Annotated in this window: 14 protein-coding genes; 5 read left to right on the forward strand and 9 right to left on the reverse strand. The window is 35.8% G+C overall.

Annotated features, from left to right (window positions below):
- Window positions 1-12: 12 nt before the first annotated feature.
- From E4T88_RS15745 to E4T88_RS15755, 3 genes are all read right to left on the reverse strand, one after another.
- Entirely contained in the window at window positions 13-2,517 is a 2,505-nt protein-coding gene (locus E4T88_RS15745) for a DUF2339 domain-containing protein (RefSeq protein ID WP_135107114.1), read from the reverse strand.
- Window positions 2,518-2,680: 163 nt separating this feature from the next.
- The gene (locus tag E4T88_RS15750; protein WP_135107116.1) at window positions 2,681-4,177 is read right to left on the reverse strand and encodes a POT-type proton-dependent oligopeptide transporter; all 1,497 of its coding nucleotides are present in this window, start codon (window positions 4,175-4,177) and stop codon (window positions 2,681-2,683) included.
- 91 nt (window positions 4,178-4,268) lie between these two features.
- Window positions 4,269-5,420: a sensor histidine kinase gene (locus tag E4T88_RS15755; RefSeq protein WP_135107118.1), complete on the reverse strand. Its 1,152-nt coding sequence runs from the start codon at window positions 5,418-5,420 to the stop codon at window positions 4,269-4,271.
- A gap of 381 nt (window positions 5,421-5,801) precedes the next feature.
- On the opposite strand from E4T88_RS15755, the gene glyA reads away from it, so the two are divergent.
- From glyA to E4T88_RS15775, 4 genes are all read left to right on the forward strand, one after another.
- Complete coding sequence (gene glyA, locus E4T88_RS15760; RefSeq protein ID WP_135107120.1) at window positions 5,802-7,082, forward strand: serine hydroxymethyltransferase; 1,281 nt, start codon at window positions 5,802-5,804, stop codon at window positions 7,080-7,082.
- 160 nt (window positions 7,083-7,242) lie between these two features.
- Window positions 7,243-9,150 (forward strand): LTA synthase family protein, encoded by a 1,908-nt coding sequence (locus E4T88_RS15765; protein WP_260393716.1) that lies wholly within the window; start codon window positions 7,243-7,245, stop codon window positions 9,148-9,150.
- Between the two features lie 229 nt (window positions 9,151-9,379).
- On the forward strand, window positions 9,380-10,222 hold the full coding sequence (locus E4T88_RS15770; protein ID WP_228093968.1) for a hypothetical protein: 843 nt from the start codon (window positions 9,380-9,382) through the stop codon (window positions 10,220-10,222).
- A gap of 11 nt (window positions 10,223-10,233) precedes the next feature.
- Complete coding sequence (locus tag E4T88_RS15775) at window positions 10,234-10,974, forward strand: NUDIX hydrolase (RefSeq protein WP_135107126.1); 741 nt, start codon at window positions 10,234-10,236, stop codon at window positions 10,972-10,974.
- 39 nt (window positions 10,975-11,013) lie between these two features.
- Here E4T88_RS15775 and pdxB read toward each other — a convergent pair whose 3' ends face one another.
- From pdxB to E4T88_RS15790, 3 genes are all read right to left on the reverse strand, one after another.
- Window positions 11,014-12,129 (reverse strand): 4-phosphoerythronate dehydrogenase PdxB, encoded by a 1,116-nt coding sequence (pdxB, locus tag E4T88_RS15780; protein ID WP_135107128.1) that lies wholly within the window; start codon window positions 12,127-12,129, stop codon window positions 11,014-11,016.
- On the reverse strand, window positions 12,113-12,805 hold the full coding sequence (locus tag E4T88_RS15785) for an ABC transporter ATP-binding protein (RefSeq protein WP_135107130.1): 693 nt from the start codon (window positions 12,803-12,805) through the stop codon (window positions 12,113-12,115). The genes pdxB and E4T88_RS15785 overlap by 17 nt, the downstream gene beginning before the upstream one ends.
- A gap of 87 nt (window positions 12,806-12,892) precedes the next feature.
- Window positions 12,893-13,399: a ferritin gene (locus E4T88_RS15790; protein WP_135107132.1), complete on the reverse strand. Its 507-nt coding sequence runs from the start codon at window positions 13,397-13,399 to the stop codon at window positions 12,893-12,895.
- Between the two features lie 503 nt (window positions 13,400-13,902).
- On the opposite strand from E4T88_RS15790, the gene E4T88_RS15795 reads away from it, so the two are divergent.
- Window positions 13,903-14,958, forward strand: coding sequence for a hypothetical protein (locus E4T88_RS15795; protein ID WP_135107134.1), 1,056 nt, complete (start codon window positions 13,903-13,905; stop codon window positions 14,956-14,958).
- A 375-nt stretch (window positions 14,959-15,333) separates the two neighbouring features.
- Here the strand turns inward: E4T88_RS15795 and E4T88_RS15800 are convergent, their stop codons facing one another.
- The 3 genes from E4T88_RS15800 to E4T88_RS15810 form a co-directional block, all read right to left on the reverse strand.
- On the reverse strand, window positions 15,334-16,182 hold the full coding sequence (locus tag E4T88_RS15800; RefSeq protein WP_050702664.1) for an RteC domain-containing protein: 849 nt from the start codon (window positions 16,180-16,182) through the stop codon (window positions 15,334-15,336).
- Window positions 16,183-16,291: 109 nt separating this feature from the next.
- Window positions 16,292-17,143, reverse strand: a complete 852-nt coding sequence (locus tag E4T88_RS15805) for a phosphatase PAP2 family protein (protein WP_050702681.1) — start codon at window positions 17,141-17,143, stop codon at window positions 16,292-16,294.
- 73 nt (window positions 17,144-17,216) lie between these two features.
- A complete protein-coding gene (locus tag E4T88_RS15810) occupies window positions 17,217-17,465 on the reverse strand; it encodes a hypothetical protein (protein ID WP_006801094.1) in 249 nt (82 codons plus the stop codon).
- Between the last annotated feature and the right edge of the window lie 6 nt (window positions 17,466-17,471).

Raw genomic sequence — 17,471 nt, forward strand, 5'->3', positions numbered from 1 at the left:
CAGGCTTGGTTTTTATTCCTTATTTTCTTCAATTTTTTCTACTCCATCAGCTTTTACCAATATCTTTATCTTCTGTTGCAAGAAGGATACCGACAGCAGGATAACCCCTAAAATAATAAACGATACGATCCGGCCGGCCTGTGACATATGCCACACATCGTAAGCGTAAAACTTGAGTATAATAATACCAAAGAATATCAGTGATATTTTACGCAACAATACCTCTTTGATATTCAAGCCCCATATCATCAAAATCATTGCTAAAATACCCCATAAGATAGGATAGCCAAAGGTATGGACGTCATACAGTAAGAAGTCATAACTCTCTGCATTCCCAAGCAATGCGATGATGATATGATCGGTTTCTATACTTAATATCACTACACACAAGACAACCAACACCCAGCATATAGAAGAGAACCATTCTTGAGGCAATGATTTTATGTTTCTCACAAGCAGGTAAGCTATATATATAACCGCCGGCAGCGATAGATAGTGTATCAGAAAGTGAACTGTACTATACATTCCGGAAGAAAATATATCGAAGCGCAGGTCTATAGCCATATATGAATAGAAAGCGCCATAACAAATCATAGAAGCAAGCAGTAAAACATAAGTAAAAGCTGCCGACGCTTTTTTCCTGTATATAAAAGCCAATAATGCGACATACAATGCGGTATACGTAGCCATGCACAAATACCTAAAGCTCGAGTAAAACTCAACATCCGTAAAACGTTCTAATTGATAATTTAACTCTAGGAATGGCATTACATAAGCCAAGGTAATAAGAACATATTTAAATACATTGACTACAGCACCGACGGATAATAAATCAAATCCTCGTATTTCGATTTCCATATCAGGATCTTCTTTTCTCAAGATAAACAAACAAATGACAGAAGCAACTATTACCACTATTCCTGTGATAAATATCCTATTCACCAATATTGGTAATTCGGAATCGTAAGAATAAGTTTCGTGAACATCCATCACATAAGATATTACAGTCAGCAAACAGATAACGCCAAAGCCGAACCAAAACACATTAATGCGTGATCTACGCCACAGCAATAACAAGACAACAGCCTCAGCAGCCCAAAACATGGTAATAACATGTCCATTGAGCTGTATCGGAATAGCGAGACTGACAAAAGTCATCACTACAGCTATAATCAGATATATGAGGTTCCGATCCACTTCGCTACGTCGGAATAAGGTAAACATAACAATTGCATTTAACACCGCCAAAGCTATTGTTATCAGCCCCCTTACATCGTATTGACATTGATTCCACACATATAAACAGGCAAGGAATACAAACAGGTTATTGGATAATATAAGAAAACTCTGATAGGTCGTAACCTTTTTTTCTGTCCTCAGGTGATCTATTATAGCCAATAGATAAAACTGCACGAAAAACAATACAGTAAACAGAGTAACAAGTACTAAACTTTGATTTCGATAAGCGGTTAACAACCAACTCCAAAAGAATCCCAAAGTAAGCATATAACACATAATACCTATAAGACGCCAGTTCTTAGCAAAAGAAATGACAAGCATACCTGTATTCAGAATAAATATATAAGAGAACAATACAATATAATTTCCTGCTCCTGTACTTATCATCAGTGGTGATGCAAATCCACCAAGCAAGGAAAATATGGCTAATTCTTTACGGTCATATAAGAGTGAGAGAATAACGGAGAAAACTGTTATGGCTATAAGCAATACAAAAGCAATGGGTTGGCTAAACAATTCATATTCTCTGAATGCCAGTGTAATTGTAATATAAAAGACTGAAATACCACCGCCTACCAGTATCGAAGAAAAAACATGGTATTGTTTTTTGAGCTTATGAGCTATACCAATGATTATACCTCCGGTAAGTAACCCTATACCTACACGTCCAATTTCGTTGATCCAATCTCGGTCTATAGCATACTTCACAAAGAAGGCAATACCCAATACCAAAGTTACAATTCCTATTTTGCTCAGCCAGTTTTCACCAAGCAATCTTTCTATAAAGTTTCGTTCAGGCTCTATAGCCTCCTTTATAGGAGCTGATTCGGATGGTTGAAGTATCCCCTCTCTAACATCTTCTTTTTCATGACTAATAGAGGCTGCAATCGAAGGAACAGTTTGTTCTTTCAGTTCATCGACTACTGATACAATCCCCTCAACAGGCTCGTTATCAGTCATCTTTTGCTTGAACGCAGCTACATGAATATCAGAAAGAGGAGCTTCTTCTACCACCTCCGGCTCCTTGATTTCTGCATTTGTTTGTTTTACGTTCTCTATAGCCGATAGTTCATCAATTGATTCAAACCTTTCTTTTACAGCTTCGAGAGAACCAGCTTCTTTGAAAAAACTTGTTAGTCTGAAGTTAAGGTCATTGAAACTATTGTTCAAATATTCAATATCGTTCCGAATAGAACTTACTTTTACATATATGATAATTGGAAATACAACTATAACGATAAAAATAATGATAACTAATAATATCAGAAAGCCTTCCATAAGATTCTTGTTAAGTTGATGATATCTTTATAATCCTGTAAAAATACATGTAATATCGAACAATCACACTTTTTTATATAAAATATGATAAAATAGAGTTTTTAACAAAAAAATCCCCAGAAAAAATGCTTCTGAGGATTCTGATATTTTCACTATCTATAAATTATTCTATCACTTTCTTTGCATCTATTCGTCTCACGACTATGCCGTAAATAACCAAAGCAATGGCCGAAACTAGCCCTATGGCAAAAAATACATACCAAAGGTAATGAGCGTTGGCAGTAGCTGCCGCATAATCAGCGGCAAAGTTGGTAGAATTGGCAAAGCGCTCCGACAGTGGATCGGGACAAAATCTTTCCAATAAGAAACCGGCAACAATAAAGCTGACCAACGAGGAAACGAATGAATGTAAATGGCTGAACCCAAGATAAAGCCCCTCTTCTCCTTTAGGCGATTGTAATGAGAAGTATTCGAGAAAACGAGGAGAAATAAAACATTCAGCTATGGCCTGAAAAGCGATACCCACAATAAGGGTAAGCGTTACAGGATGTATGGTCGTCAGTCCAAATACAGAAATAGGTTCACCACCCATTATATTTCCAAAGGACATGATCAGTGCTGAGAAAGGTATAATAAACATACCTACCATGATAGACGATAACGGCGAGCGCTTTTTCATTATCGTGGTAATCAGGTTTACCAACAGGAAGACAAAGAAAGGATTTACGTTAGCAATCCATCCCGGAGAAGCATCGGCTCCTACCATACGGATTACATATTTAGGCATAGAGGCATACATCTGCTGCTGTACAATCCAGAAACCGCTGGTGATAAGTATCAAAGCAACAAGGCGTCCGTTCTTACACACCTTTATCAAGGCTTGCCATATCTCCGAAAGGCTCTTACCTTGTCCTGCCGTTTGTGTCGACTTATACATAAAGAAAACAATAACAAGAGCAATTAAAGTCATCGTTCCCGAGAAATAGTTCAAATATACCAACCCTTGATCTCCAATACTTTTGCGAAGCGGATCGACTACAGTCTTACCTGTAAAAGCTCCGATATTCACCATCATATAGAAAATAGCAAAACCTCTTGCTCGAGTTTCGGTAGTCGTTTCTTTAGCCACAGTACCCGAAATCACTGATTTTATAAAAGCTCCACCCACAACAATCAGCAACAGTATAGGAACAATTGTCCATTGTTGCATACTTTCTCTGAGACCTGTAAACGTAGTGTATCTGTCAAAGTTACCGACTCCTAAAGAGGTAAAAAAGGAACGGAAAGTTTCTATTACCAGTCCGCTATCTTTAGCGCCGGACTCTAGTCCTACTGCATTGGCAGCACCATATTGAACAAGCCCCGCACTCTCCAAAAGAGTAGGCACTAAGCCCAGCCCGAAATACCCGACGGTAAGAAGAGCAAAGGCAACCATTATAGCTTTACGGAAACCGATTCTATCGGAATATGCACCAACAAATGTGGGTAAGAAATACAACAATGCAGAAAACGAACCGGCGATAATACCGGCCTCAACATCATTGAAACCCCATACATTGGATAGATATAAGGTTAATGAAATAAAAATTGCATAATACGCTAGCCGCTCCAACAGCTCAACTGTGTTGGCGACCCAAAAGGCTTTTGAGAATTTAGTCATCAGTCTTTATAGAATTATTAAAAATAAATTGAATTGCGACAAAAATAAGAAAATTATCCGATTTAACAGTTAAAAAGTTGTCCGGATGACACTATTCAGCCTTTTTTAACTCAATACAGAATGTTGTCCCCACACCGATTTCTGATGTTTTGACATAAATCCGCCCCTTGTGATAAGACTCAATGATACGCTTCGCCAATGAGAGTCCGAGCCCCCAGCCTCTAGATTTTGTTGTATAACCGGGATTGAAAATAGTTCTGAACTTAGATTTGGGAATTCCCTTCCCTGTATCTTGTATATCGAGGGATACAAACTTCCCTTTTTCAGAAAGCCGATATATTATTTGCCCTTGTCCGCTCATAGCATCAACGGCATTTTTGGTAAGATTTTCTATTACCCAGCTTAGCAATGGCTCGTTCACCTGTGCATAGAGAAGCTTATCTGACAGCTCGACAACAAAAACAACTTTCTTTGATATCCGCTTTTCGAGATAAGCAATCGACCGATGAATTATATCTACCATATTTTGAGATTCTAAGGCAGGAACCGAACCTATTTTAGAAAACCGATCCGTAATCATTTGCAGTCGGTCTACATCTTTCTCCATATCTCTTACAATAGACTGATCCGTTTCTTTGAGTTTCAGATATTCCAGCCATGCCAACAAAGAAGAAATAGGCGTCCCTAACTGATGAGCAGTCTCTTTAGACAACCCTACCCACAGACGATCCTGCTCCATTCTCATAGTAGTAAACAGAGCGAAGAAAGCTGTAATCATAAATATAAACAGCACACCCAATTGAACATAAGGATATAGCTGCAATTGTTTTAACGTATACGAATCATCATAATATATGTACTGATCGAACCCCTCAGCTTCAATGATGATCGGCTCATGTCTTTTCTTAAAAGATTCTGCTCTTTGCTTCAGAAAAATCTGATCGTCAAGCTCGGGGAGATCAATGTTTGCCGAAGTATAAAAATTCTCTTTTTTATCGTATAGTATAACAGGTATCGTCGTATTACTTTTCAGTATCTGAGCAACCAGATTCATATTCATATTTTCAGCATTGCTAGCCATTTCTTTTGTAGCCTCAGCCCAAATCTCAATTTTATTTCTCTCTTCTTTCGACAGATTCTCGACCAAAAAATGTGACACGATAAGAGATGCCACCACAATAAGAAGAGCAATGACTACAAACAGATACCTGAATAGTATTTTATTATTTTCGAATAATTTCATTCAATATATGCTTTATTATACACCTAACGCTTTATACGCCTATTATATTTGATTTTAAACAACTTACCAACATATATCTCACCAAAAGGTGACAAAGGTGACAGTTATTTGTATGTTTTTAAGTGTCACTTTTCTCTTTGCAAAAACACCAGTATATATAGATAAAGTTTAATATTTCTTATATGCGATATACACAGAGACAATATTTTTATCCATTTCCTTAAAGGAAAAATCTTCCTCCGAAAAATTATATATTTTCTGCATCTAAGATACAAACTAGCTTTTACATCAAGAAAATAATTAAAGAAAAGACTACGATATAAATTACTAAAATAGTTACCTTTGCTCGATGATTTATTTACCTCATAATTTTATCAGTTTATGAAAAGAGACACAGCCATTTTTGATATTATTGAAAAAGAGTATCAACGACAACTGAAAGGGATTGAACTTATCGCCTCTGAAAACTTTGTCAGTGAACAAGTAATGGAGGCTATGGGATCATGCTTAACAAACAAATATGCAGAAGGGTATCCGGGCAAAAGATATTATGGGGGATGCGAAATTGTAGACCTTAGCGAACAGCTAGCTATAGATAGGCTAAAAGAAATATTCGGAGCGGAGTGGGCTAACGTACAACCACACTCGGGAGCTCAGGCAAATGCAGCAGTATTCCTTGCTTGTATGCAGGCCGGAGATAAATTCCTTGGACTGAACCTTTCACACGGAGGACACTTATCACATGGTTCGCCTGTCAACTTCTCAGGATTGATGTTTCATGCATTGGAATACAATGTAAAACAAGAGACAGAGCAAGTAGACTACGAGCAAATGGAAGAAGTTGCCCGTACAGAGAAACCTAAAATTATCATCGCCGGAGCATCGGCCTATTCTCGCGACTGGGATTATGCACGTATCCGCAAAATAGCCGACGAAATAGGTGCTATATTTATGGTAGATATGGCTCACCCGGCAGGACTGGTTGCAGCAGGATTGCTTAACAATCCTCTTCCTCACGCACACATTGTGACTACAACAACTCACAAAACATTGCGTGGACCACGTGGTGGTGCAATTATGCTAGGCAAAGACTTTGAAAATCCTTGGGGCAAGAAAACTCCGAAAGGAGAAGTACGCATGATGTCTGCATTGCTAGACTCGGCAGTATTCCCGGGTATTCAAGGCGGGCCGCTAGAGCATGTGATTGCAGCTAAAGCGGTATCATTTGGCGAAGCTCTCGATCCTTCATACAAAGTTTATCAGGCTCAAGTGAAAAAGAATGCGGCTGTTATGGCTCAAGCTTTTATGGATAAAGGCTACAAAGTAGTATCAGGAGGAACAGACAATCACTCTATGCTTATAGATTTGCGTCCAAAATTCCCTGAACTGACAGGAAAGCTTGCCGAAAAAGTTCTTGTAGAAGCCGATATCACCACCAATAAGAATATGGTTCCGTTCGATAGTCGCAGTCCATTCCTTACATCAGGTCTTCGATTCGGTACTCCGGCAATCACTACACGTGGAGCAAAGGAGCCTTTGATGGGAGAAATAGTGGAATTGATAGATACAGTTCTTTCTAATCCGGAAGACGGAAAAGTAATAAAAGCTGTACGTGAGAAAGTAAATGGAATAATGAAAGATTATCCATTATTTGCTTGGTAGAATACTATTCCTGTTTGATAGAACTTAACTAATATACAAAGATAAGAAGCTGTTTAATAAGGCAATTACACCTCATAGTGTTTGCTTTTAAACAGCTTCTGTATGTATTCCGATGAAAAAAATCAAAATAAGCATTCTATATGTATTGTCGATACATATAATGGCATTAATCATAATGTCACTGCAACGTACCTTATTATTACTCACAAATCTGCAACATATAGAAAGTGTAACCTCAAAAGCCAGTTGGATTTTCTCAGCTTTGCTCCGAGGTATTTGGTTCGACAATGTTATAGCATGCTACATCTCAGCATTACCACTCGTAGTTATTTGCATTCTGGGTCTTTTTAATAAAGTAAATAAAATTACGTTCAGTTCATTCAATGTATACTATATACTGATCTATACAGTGGTTTTTGCGATTGGTTTTGCAGACATTCCTTACTTCGCTTATTTCTTCAAACATCTGAACAGTTCTATCTTCAATTGGAATGAAGAAAGCAGTACAACTGCCAAAATGATATTCGAAGAAACATCATATTACATATATATGGGTGTTTTTCTTCTGGTAGTCATCGCTTTTGGATATCTGATTTTCAAATTGAGCAAAAGGCTTTTAAAACTACAGCAAGAAAATATAAAAGGAAAAGAATATTTCATTTACATTCCCACTTGTATTATCCTTGCCATACTATGCATATTGGGTATCAGGGGGCGTTTCGGATACAATCCGATAAAAACAAGCCAAGCTTACTTTTGCAACAATTCATTCTTAAATCAGTTGGGCATAAACCCTTCTTTTTATTTCTTGCGGGATGTTATCGAATCATCGAAAACTCATCATAGCATAGACAATGTTATTTCAGAAAAAGACGCTATTTCATATACACAGAAGTTTTTCGGACTAAATCCGGCTGATGAGCAAAAGTCGCCTATTGCCCGATATATTAAAGCAGAAAGTCCGGCAAAAGAGATGAATATCGTCGTCATACTCATGGAATCGATGTCTGCCGATCTGCTAAAAGTCACAGAAAACGGAAAAGAAATAACTCCATTTCTCAACCAGCTTATAAAGAAATCATATTATTTCGATCATTTTTATTCAGCCGGCACACATACCAATCATGGCATCTTAGCCACACTGTACGGACTACCGGCCTTGTTTGATAAGAACATGATGAAAAATGTAACAATCCCTTTATGCCAGGGGTTGCCAAATACGTTACAAGAGCAAAATTACAAAACGATGTTCTTCATGCCGCACGAGTCCCAGTATGACAATATGAATGCTTTCTTATTGGAAAATGGATTTGAAGAAATATATTCTCAAGAAAACTATCCACCCAAAATGCGAAAAAACAGCTTTGGTGTTGCAGATGATTTTCTACTCAGTTATTCGCTGAACAAAATAAATGAAAAGGCTCCGACGTCATCTCCTTTTTTTGCAACAATACTCACAGTGAGCAATCATCCTCCATATATTGTACCTGAAAAATTTGAAAATGTAAGCACAAAACCCGAATTCCAAATAGTAGCATTTGCAGATGATGCTATACGACAATTTTTTACTGATGCAGAAAAACAAAGCTGGTTTAAAAACACAATATTTGTACTGCTTGGAGACCATGGAAAAATAGTGGGCACACAAACCTATGAAATGCCTCTTTCGCTAAACCATATCCCACTGATCATATACTCTCCGGCGTTTACAGATATGCCCACAACGGTTTCCAATCCGGGAGGACAAGTTGATGTATTCCCTACCATTATGGGTTTACTAGACCGTTCGTACATGAATAATACTTTTGGGGTAGACATGTTCAAGACAAAACGTCCGTATATGTTTTTCTCTTCTGATAATGCGCTTGGATGTATCGATGATAAATACTTTTATACTTATAACTTCAAATCGAAGATAGATGGGTTATATGAATATAGTGAAAATAGTAGCGAGAATGTTCTTTCTCAATTCAAACAGAAAGCAGATAGCATGAACTTATATTCAGCAGCCATGTTTCAAACTGCTAACTATATGCTCAAACATGAACTGACAAGAGTAAAGAAATAAAAAAACACATATCCCATAACGGACTAGACTCCAAACACTCAGCGGCATAGTATTTTCAGACTAAAACATAAATAGCTTTATCACTATCAAATAGGTGGATACCAATACCGTATAGTGTAATATAGACAATTATTAGGCAATAGTAATGTTAAATTAAAAATTAATTTGTAATTTAGCCTAAAATTACATGAGTACAATTTCCCAGAATACTTATACAGAGTGTAGTCCAATGAAAACTTATTATAGAAGTATATTTATACTTTTGTCATTTTTACTATTCGCTTGTACATCTGAAAACGAAGAAGCACAAAGACAATTAAATACAGCCCGACAGCTTTATTCGCAGGCTGAATACGCTTTAGCTAAACAGACTCTTGATAGCCTGAAAGCAAATCACCCGAAAGCTTTTCCACAATTACAGGCAGGGATCTTGCTGTTAGACTCGATTCGCAGAGGAGAGAACGAGCAAATAATAGCGCAATGCGATTCGCTTATATCTTCTTTTGAACCCAAAGTAGAACAAGAGAAAACGAAGTTTAGCTTTCAACAAAACAAGCAATACCAAGAAACAGGAAGCTATATTCCAAAAGAGAGTGTAACCTCATCTATTACATCTACAACTCTTCGTTCGGGAGTAGAAGAAAATGGACAGTTATATATTGAAAGTGTATTTATTGGCGGACAAAAACATAATAAGATAAAGATTTTGTCAAAAGATGGCTCATTCGCAGAGTCTATACCTGTAAACGACGATGGTTTGAACTATCGCTTCTCAAACATGGGCAAAACGTATGAAGTAATCCGATTCTCAGGTAGTAAGGAAAATGGAATTGCAAAGTTCATTTTCTCAAATACCAATAATCCTTTATCGGTCACTTTAGATGGACAAGGAAGGTATACATATACTTTATCGCAACAGGTAAAGTCGGCGATTTCCAAATCGTATCAGTTATCAGTAATGATGTTGCAGCTCGATAGCCTTAAAACAGCTAAAGAGAAAGCCGAATTTCACATCTATTATCTGGATAATAAAAAAGACAGCACAAACACTTACAACACAAAGCTACAATAACTCTAATTTTTATGAAAAAAGAAAAATCTACTGCCGAGCCTCAGAGAAAAGAAAAGGATATTTTCAATCTTAATATCTCGGTCGATTGTACAATATTCGGATTTCACTCAGGAAGCCTCAAAGTTTTACTATGCAAACCCAGTGTCGGCGAAAAATGGATGCTTCCCGGAGGGCTTATAACAAGAGATGAAATACCGGATGAAACGGCACGCCGGATCTTAAAAGCAAAAACAGGGTTAAGCGATACCTATCTGAAGCAGTTCTCATTCTTTGGGAGAAAAGATAAAAAACAAGAAGAAAACGAAAACCCCGAAATACTTAGTGAAATTAGTCTGGCCTATTTTGCCCTTATCAAATCAGGAGATGCACAACTCGTCGAAGATAACGATACTGAACATATCGAATGGTTCGAAATAAATAATATCTCAGATTTACACCCGGAACATAAGATTATTTTTGAAACCGCTCTCTCTACCCTCCGCAAACAAATTGGATTCATACCTATCGGTTACGAACTTTTACCCGAAAAATTCACAATGCCCGAATTAAGAAGTATCTATGAGGCAATATTAGGAAGAGAACTAGACCGTAGAAATTTCCAGCGCAAAATGCTCTCTATTGGCTTTATAAAAGCATTGAATGAAACACGGAAAGTAGGAGCTCACAAATCGCCCAATTTGTACTCTTTCGACAAGAAAAAATATGAGGAAGCTGAAAGACTTGGAATTCAGTTAATGAGCAACAACTTGTAATCGTAAAATAAGGAAATAACCAGGAACATTAATTTATAATTATTCAGCAAAACCGAAGTCCAGAAGGGATTGCCTCACATCAGAAAAAATATCAGCATTTATTTTATAAGCAAAATACTCTCTACGCAAAGGATAGTTATTCCGCTGCTGCTTGAAAGTCGCAGGAGATGCTTTTAGTCTTTCGAAGTCAGACATAGGGTCGTATGTATGCAATATAGCATCAAAGAGAAAATTATCGGAGTTTTTTAGTCCTGTGAGATCTATTATAGGGTTTACAGGATCAGGCGCTATTATGCGAGATAACGGCTCTTTGCTCATCCCATAGAAATCGGCAACAGATTCAAGAGACATACGCGTTGCGTTGGCTTTTCCGTCTGCCGAATAACCTGCTATATGCGGAGTGGCAATATCAACCATCTCCATGTATTCAAGGTCTATATCGGGTTCTTTTTCCCAGCAATCGATAATTGCGCCCGATATAAGGTTGTTAGCTATAGCTATTTTTATAGCCGCTGTATCTACAATGCCTCCTCTCGCCGAATTTATTATAATCGGTTTTCTCTTGAGAGACGAGAAGAACTCGGTATCTGCTAAATGATAAGTCTTATATTCGCCTTCTTTTGTTAAGGGTGTATGGAAAGTGATAATATCAGCTTTATCTATTATTTCATCAAGACTGACAAATAAATCTCTCTGCTCAGCTTTTTGACGTGGTGGGTCATTTAGCAGAACCTTCATACCTAACATTTCGCAAGCTTTCGCTACCTTTTTCCCTACATTCCCTACACCAACAATACCTATCGTTTTATCTTTGAGCTCAAAACCTTTCTGACGGGAGATTCTTATCAATGAAGAAACTATATATTGCTGCACTGAACCGGAATTGCACCCCGGAGCATTATGCCAAACGATATCATGTGCATCACAGTAATCGGTATCGATATGATCATAGCCAATAGTAGCGGAGCATATAAGCTTTACATTCGTATTTTTTAGTATTGCTTCGTCAAAGCGAGTAACAGTACGCACAATTAAGGCATCAGCCTCTTTGATCGCATCGTGGGTAAAAGCAGCACCATCGAGGTAAGTAACGTCTCCGTAATATTCGGCTGCACCTTTGAGATAGGGTATATTTTTGTCAGCTATTATTTTCATTTGTAAGAGTATGAAATGTATTTTCTATAGAATCTATTTCATCTATATTTTTATCTATCAGCAACTTTCCTTTATCTAAAAAGATCACACGAGAGCAAATAGCTTTTACATCAAATAGAATATGAGTAGAAAAAAGTATCATCTTATCTTTCGACAGTTCCTTAAAAAGAGCATTAAGGCTTTCGCGTTGATTCGGATCTAAGCCGGAAGTAGCTTCATCCAAGATAAGAAATTCAGGGTTATGAACCAATGCCTGAGCAATACCAACTCGTTGACGATTTCCTTTTGAAAGAGCCTTTATTTTTTTCTTGTATTCCCTCTCCAGTCCGGCTTCTTCAATAACACGAGAAACAGCATCGTGCCCTACTTTGTAGATGCCAGCAACATACTCCAGATATTCTTTTACGTACATATCTTCGTATAAAGGATTGTCTTCCGAGAGGTAGCCTATGCGCTTTTTAACCGCTAAAGGATTAGAAAGAATATCTTCTCCTGAAAAAGTCACCCGTCCTATATCGGCAGTCATACCACCAGCAAGAATTTTCATCAAGGTAGATTTTCCCGCACCATTTACTCCGAGAAGCCCTACTATATCACTTTTCTGTATCGAAAAATTCACATCAGATAAAGCTACCTGATTTCCATACGTTTTGGATATGTGCTCTATTTGTATCAAATGGATAATTGTTATGATGGTGTAAAAATAATAAATCTCCCCGGAATATTCCGGAGAGATTTACATTTATAATTTAGACATTGTCTTTTAACCTGCTACTGGAGAATAAGATCTTGATTGCAATTCCTTATCCATTGTATAGATTCCAAAACCGTTATCTTTAATCATTTTCAACGCATCGATATAACCCTGTGCTGTAGCCTCTTCCTCTACTTGTTCGTCTACAAACCATTTCAACATACTTTCGGTAGCATAGTCTTTTTCTTCCTTAGCCAACGCCACCAAGTCATTGATTCTCCCTGTTACGATCTTTTCATGTCTCAAAGTTTCTTCAAATGCATGAAGAGGAGATTCCCAAGCCAAATCTACTTTTTCAATTGGCTTCAATTCTACTTTTGCGCCTCTATCAGTAACGTATTTGAAAAATTTCATTGCGTGATCTTGTTCTTCCTTAAACTGGATTTCGAACCAGTTTGCAAAACCCGGTTTTCCGTCTGCTGCAAAATAAGCAGCCATAGACAGATATAAATATGCTGACCAAAATTCAGCATTGATTTGTGCATTTAATGCAGCTTCTAATTTTTTACTTAACATAATTGATGATATTTTTGATGTTAGTTTATTCTTTCAACACTTGTGTAATGGCAATTGTTCAATAGTTCGTCTAATACACAAATATGTTATGCAATATTACAAAATATAATTATTATTTCAAAAACTATTTATAATCATTAATGAGTTATCGAGAAAACCTATTATGTAATATCGGATCAACGACAAGATTATTCATAGCTAAAACACTTCTTTTGATAAACTATTCCGATTTCAGATTGATGAAGATAACTCTAAAGCAGCTACAATATTTATGCATAACAAATGCAAAAAGCCCTAGTATAACTTTATCGGAAGCAACCCGACAAGAATGACCTCAACTTACCTATAAATCCTACTGCTTAGAGGCTTCTTGAATGAACATATTTATAATAATCATTATGCGAAATATAAATTTGAGAATACACTCTAGAACTGAGTGTTGCCTTTTATTTGAATGATATAAAAAATTAGTTAATTTCACAAACCTTTTAAACAACTAAATCATGGAAAATATTATTAATAAATTAAAATCGTGGTTTAAAGAATATTGGATGCTCCTTTTCTTATCCATTTCATGCTTTATTATAGCATATTTATTCAGTGATATACTTGCTGAATTTCGATGGATTTTTTATTATTTATCCCTAATGACACTTTCGCTGGCAATAGACCTTCCCTCTAATAGATTTACCAAAATACTATATACAATTATTATTCTACCATTAATTATATGTAAGATTTTAGAACCCATAGTTCTTTTGTTTATTTGTCTAATTTTTCATTTCAGTGCATATCTTGCAATTCTATCTCCATTGTTATTTCTAAAAAAGGCAGGAGTTATAAATCTCTCTAGCGATGCAATTTTATACATAAGCTTAACATTAGGGTCTATAATAATATTGCTATTTGGAAAACATATTATCCCTTTTGTAGCACGTTCTTTAAAAGATGAACATAGACCATATATGATAAAATTGAAATCAGATTTTATAGAATTATTATTGAACAAAGATACATTTAAAGTAGCTCTGTATTCTTTGTATTTCATTATCTTAGTATTATCTTCAATTTCAACATTTACTCATTTAAATATAGATTTCCTTAGAAAATTTCAAGCATCTATTTTACAATCGTTCGCCACATTCATTGCATTTGAGAGGATTGTGAATAATACAGAAGTACTATCTAAGATTAAAAAAGATTTCAAAAAGAAAATTGTATTAGTTTGGGCTGGCTCTTCTCTACCGATAACACCAACATATTATATAAATATAAAAAAGAATGGCAAAAGTGAAGGTATAAGTTTTGTTTCAAAAAAAGATCATTCTGATTTTTTTACTTCATGGCAGGATTCGTTGACTACAAGCTATGCCTTATGGCGTTTCCATGATTTTGAAAAGAATATGGATATACAAGGTAAAATGCAATTAAAAAGGCTTGTGGAAGAATTGAAACTATTTGAAGAACTAGATTCTCAACCATTCTCTAAAGAGTTACTCGAATATGCACAGATGGCATTAGACAGAGATGCAACATTATACTGCTTTTCTATAAATTAAAATACAAAGAAAACACATGTTAAAAAGGAAGTAAATAGTTTTGAAGTGTTGTGGGCCTATCTATTATTTCTCTCATATGTAAATATTAAATGATCTACTTTCACCTTGTGTATCATATCTCTATAGGAAGTAAATAATCTGATTTTGTAAGTAAAAAACAAAAGAAGTGACCTATTCGGTCACTTCTCTGCGGAAGCGGGGGCTTCTGAACCACACCTATCAACCATATATTATTCAACATGTTACTCGATCAGATCGCTTTGAGGTGAACACTTTAGAGGAAGCTAATTGACAACTGTTGACTGTCCTTTGTCCGCTATTAAGAAGTGTTATTTTCCCATTGACAAATATAGTATTTTTTCATAAAAGTCATATTCATTTATTATCTAATCCACTCATTCTTTCTTCGAGAAATTTAATCATTTTATCTAAAAACAGAGTACGACTACCTTTGCGTTCACGGATTTCAAGGAAAGTATGGTAGAAGTCACCCAGATTAATATTAAAAACGGTTTCGATATATTCTGCCAATTCTTTTATATTCGTATTGCCATTATTGAAACATCCTGCACTATCCCAGGCATAAATCTGTTCAACAAGTTCTGCTTTTTTCGCAGTCCAGCTAAGCCTTGTTTTAGGTAAACTTGATACCTCTTGGATATTTGATTCTATATTTCCTATATGTAAAAGTTTATTGTTGATATATACCGTTAATCTCTCATTGGCTATCATTTTTGCAACCTTAAAATCGAAGCTCGTTGAAAATCTACTATCTCTTTCGAAATAAAAACAATCGAGAATTAACTGAATATCTGGCTTGCCTCTCAAAAAGTAATATTTATCAAGGTGGGTGCTTCCAGAGCGATAATATTGATAAAAATCAGCATTGTTGTCGAAGAAATACTTTATACGACCTAACATACCTTCCAAATAATTTTTCCGATCGATATAACTTCCTGTTGGCATTCTCATCTCCAAATTATATACCTTGCGATGATAAATAAGAATACTAAAAAGTTGAGGTTTCGTCTCTTTAAAAAAGGTGATTTCATCAAGCGTACTTTTAAATGTATAATTTGAAACAAATTCTTTTAATTCATCAAATGTAGACTCCAATAATGAAATAATACTAATAGATTTCTGAAAGATATTACATTCCTCAGAATCAATAAGCTGAATTTCTTTATTGATATTTTCTTTTATATTGCGAATAAATTGCTCCATTGTATTCTGTTTTTTATGTATTAGATTCCTATTTTAGACTAGTCGAAGAAAGAATAAGTCATAATAATCGCTCAAGCCTATAATTAGTTCATATAGGACATGTCTCCAACTACAGAGATAAGGCTATAGCCAGACCTCCTTGTTTTCCATTATAAAAAGGGCTAAAAGAGATTTGTTTGCTAAATGTACCTTTATTCATAAACTTCCTCTGCAAATAGGGATAAAGCCAATAAGCAGCCTTTGTGCTTAGAATACCGAGGCCAGCTCCTACTATAACATCTGCAAACCAGTGTTTATCATTATATAGACGAAATATCCCTGTTCCGGTTGCAATCGTATAGCCTGTTATTCCATACCATATTGAAACATCTTTATATTCCTGCCAAAGAAATTCTGCACCCATAAAAGCTACCGCTGTATGACCTGAGGGAAAAGAGTTTTTCGCTGATTTATCTGGTCTCTCTATCTTTGTTGAATACTTTATTGTATTTACTGATGCTGCCATAAAAAGAGTAGATATTCCTAGAATAAAGGTTCTGTCTTTAAAATTATTTTTACCTTTTATCCCCATTAAATTCAGTGCGTATACACTTCCTGCCGGAACATATTGCGAAATGTCATCTATGGTAAACTTCGAATCAATATGTTCTGTTACTTCATGCTTTACCTGCCTGTTAAGCAAATAATTATGCTCTATAGCTGTTTCAAATACACCATAAGCAATTAAAGCCGAAGGAATAATTAATTGCTTATATGAAAACTTAAGCTGTTTTACAGGTTTTATCTTGTCAGAAATGACTGTATCTACAGAAATGAAATTAGTAGAAGGTATATCACTGCCCTGAATCGAAAAATCGATGATTGGGTAGTTGCTTTGTAGTGTATCATTATCTACTGTATCCGCTTTTACCGATTGGAATAAGAGCAAGAAGAAGACAATACAAACCAATATGTTATTCATTGTTTTTTTATAATAATAAGATTCGTTTGGCTGAGCTAAAGAGTTGTGTTCAGCCAAACGAAATTTTGAAAAATTACTTTCTGAAAATATAATTAGCTATAATCCATGTGTTAAACCCAAACACTACCATATATGGAATCGGATTAAAATGATTTGGACAATGTTCACTCTTACATCTGAAGAATATAAGCCATACAATTATTCCCATCAAAGCACCTATAGATATACTTATCAGAGAAAGATATCTTTTTATAATGGGATTCAGTTTTGATGGAGTTTCTTTTCTTGCTGCTAATCTTCTTATACGTCTCTTTTTACTCATGACGAT

The sequence above is a fragment of the Dysgonomonas mossii genome (genome assembly GCF_004569505.1).
Taxonomy (GTDB): Bacteria; Bacteroidota; Bacteroidia; order Bacteroidales; family Dysgonomonadaceae; genus Dysgonomonas.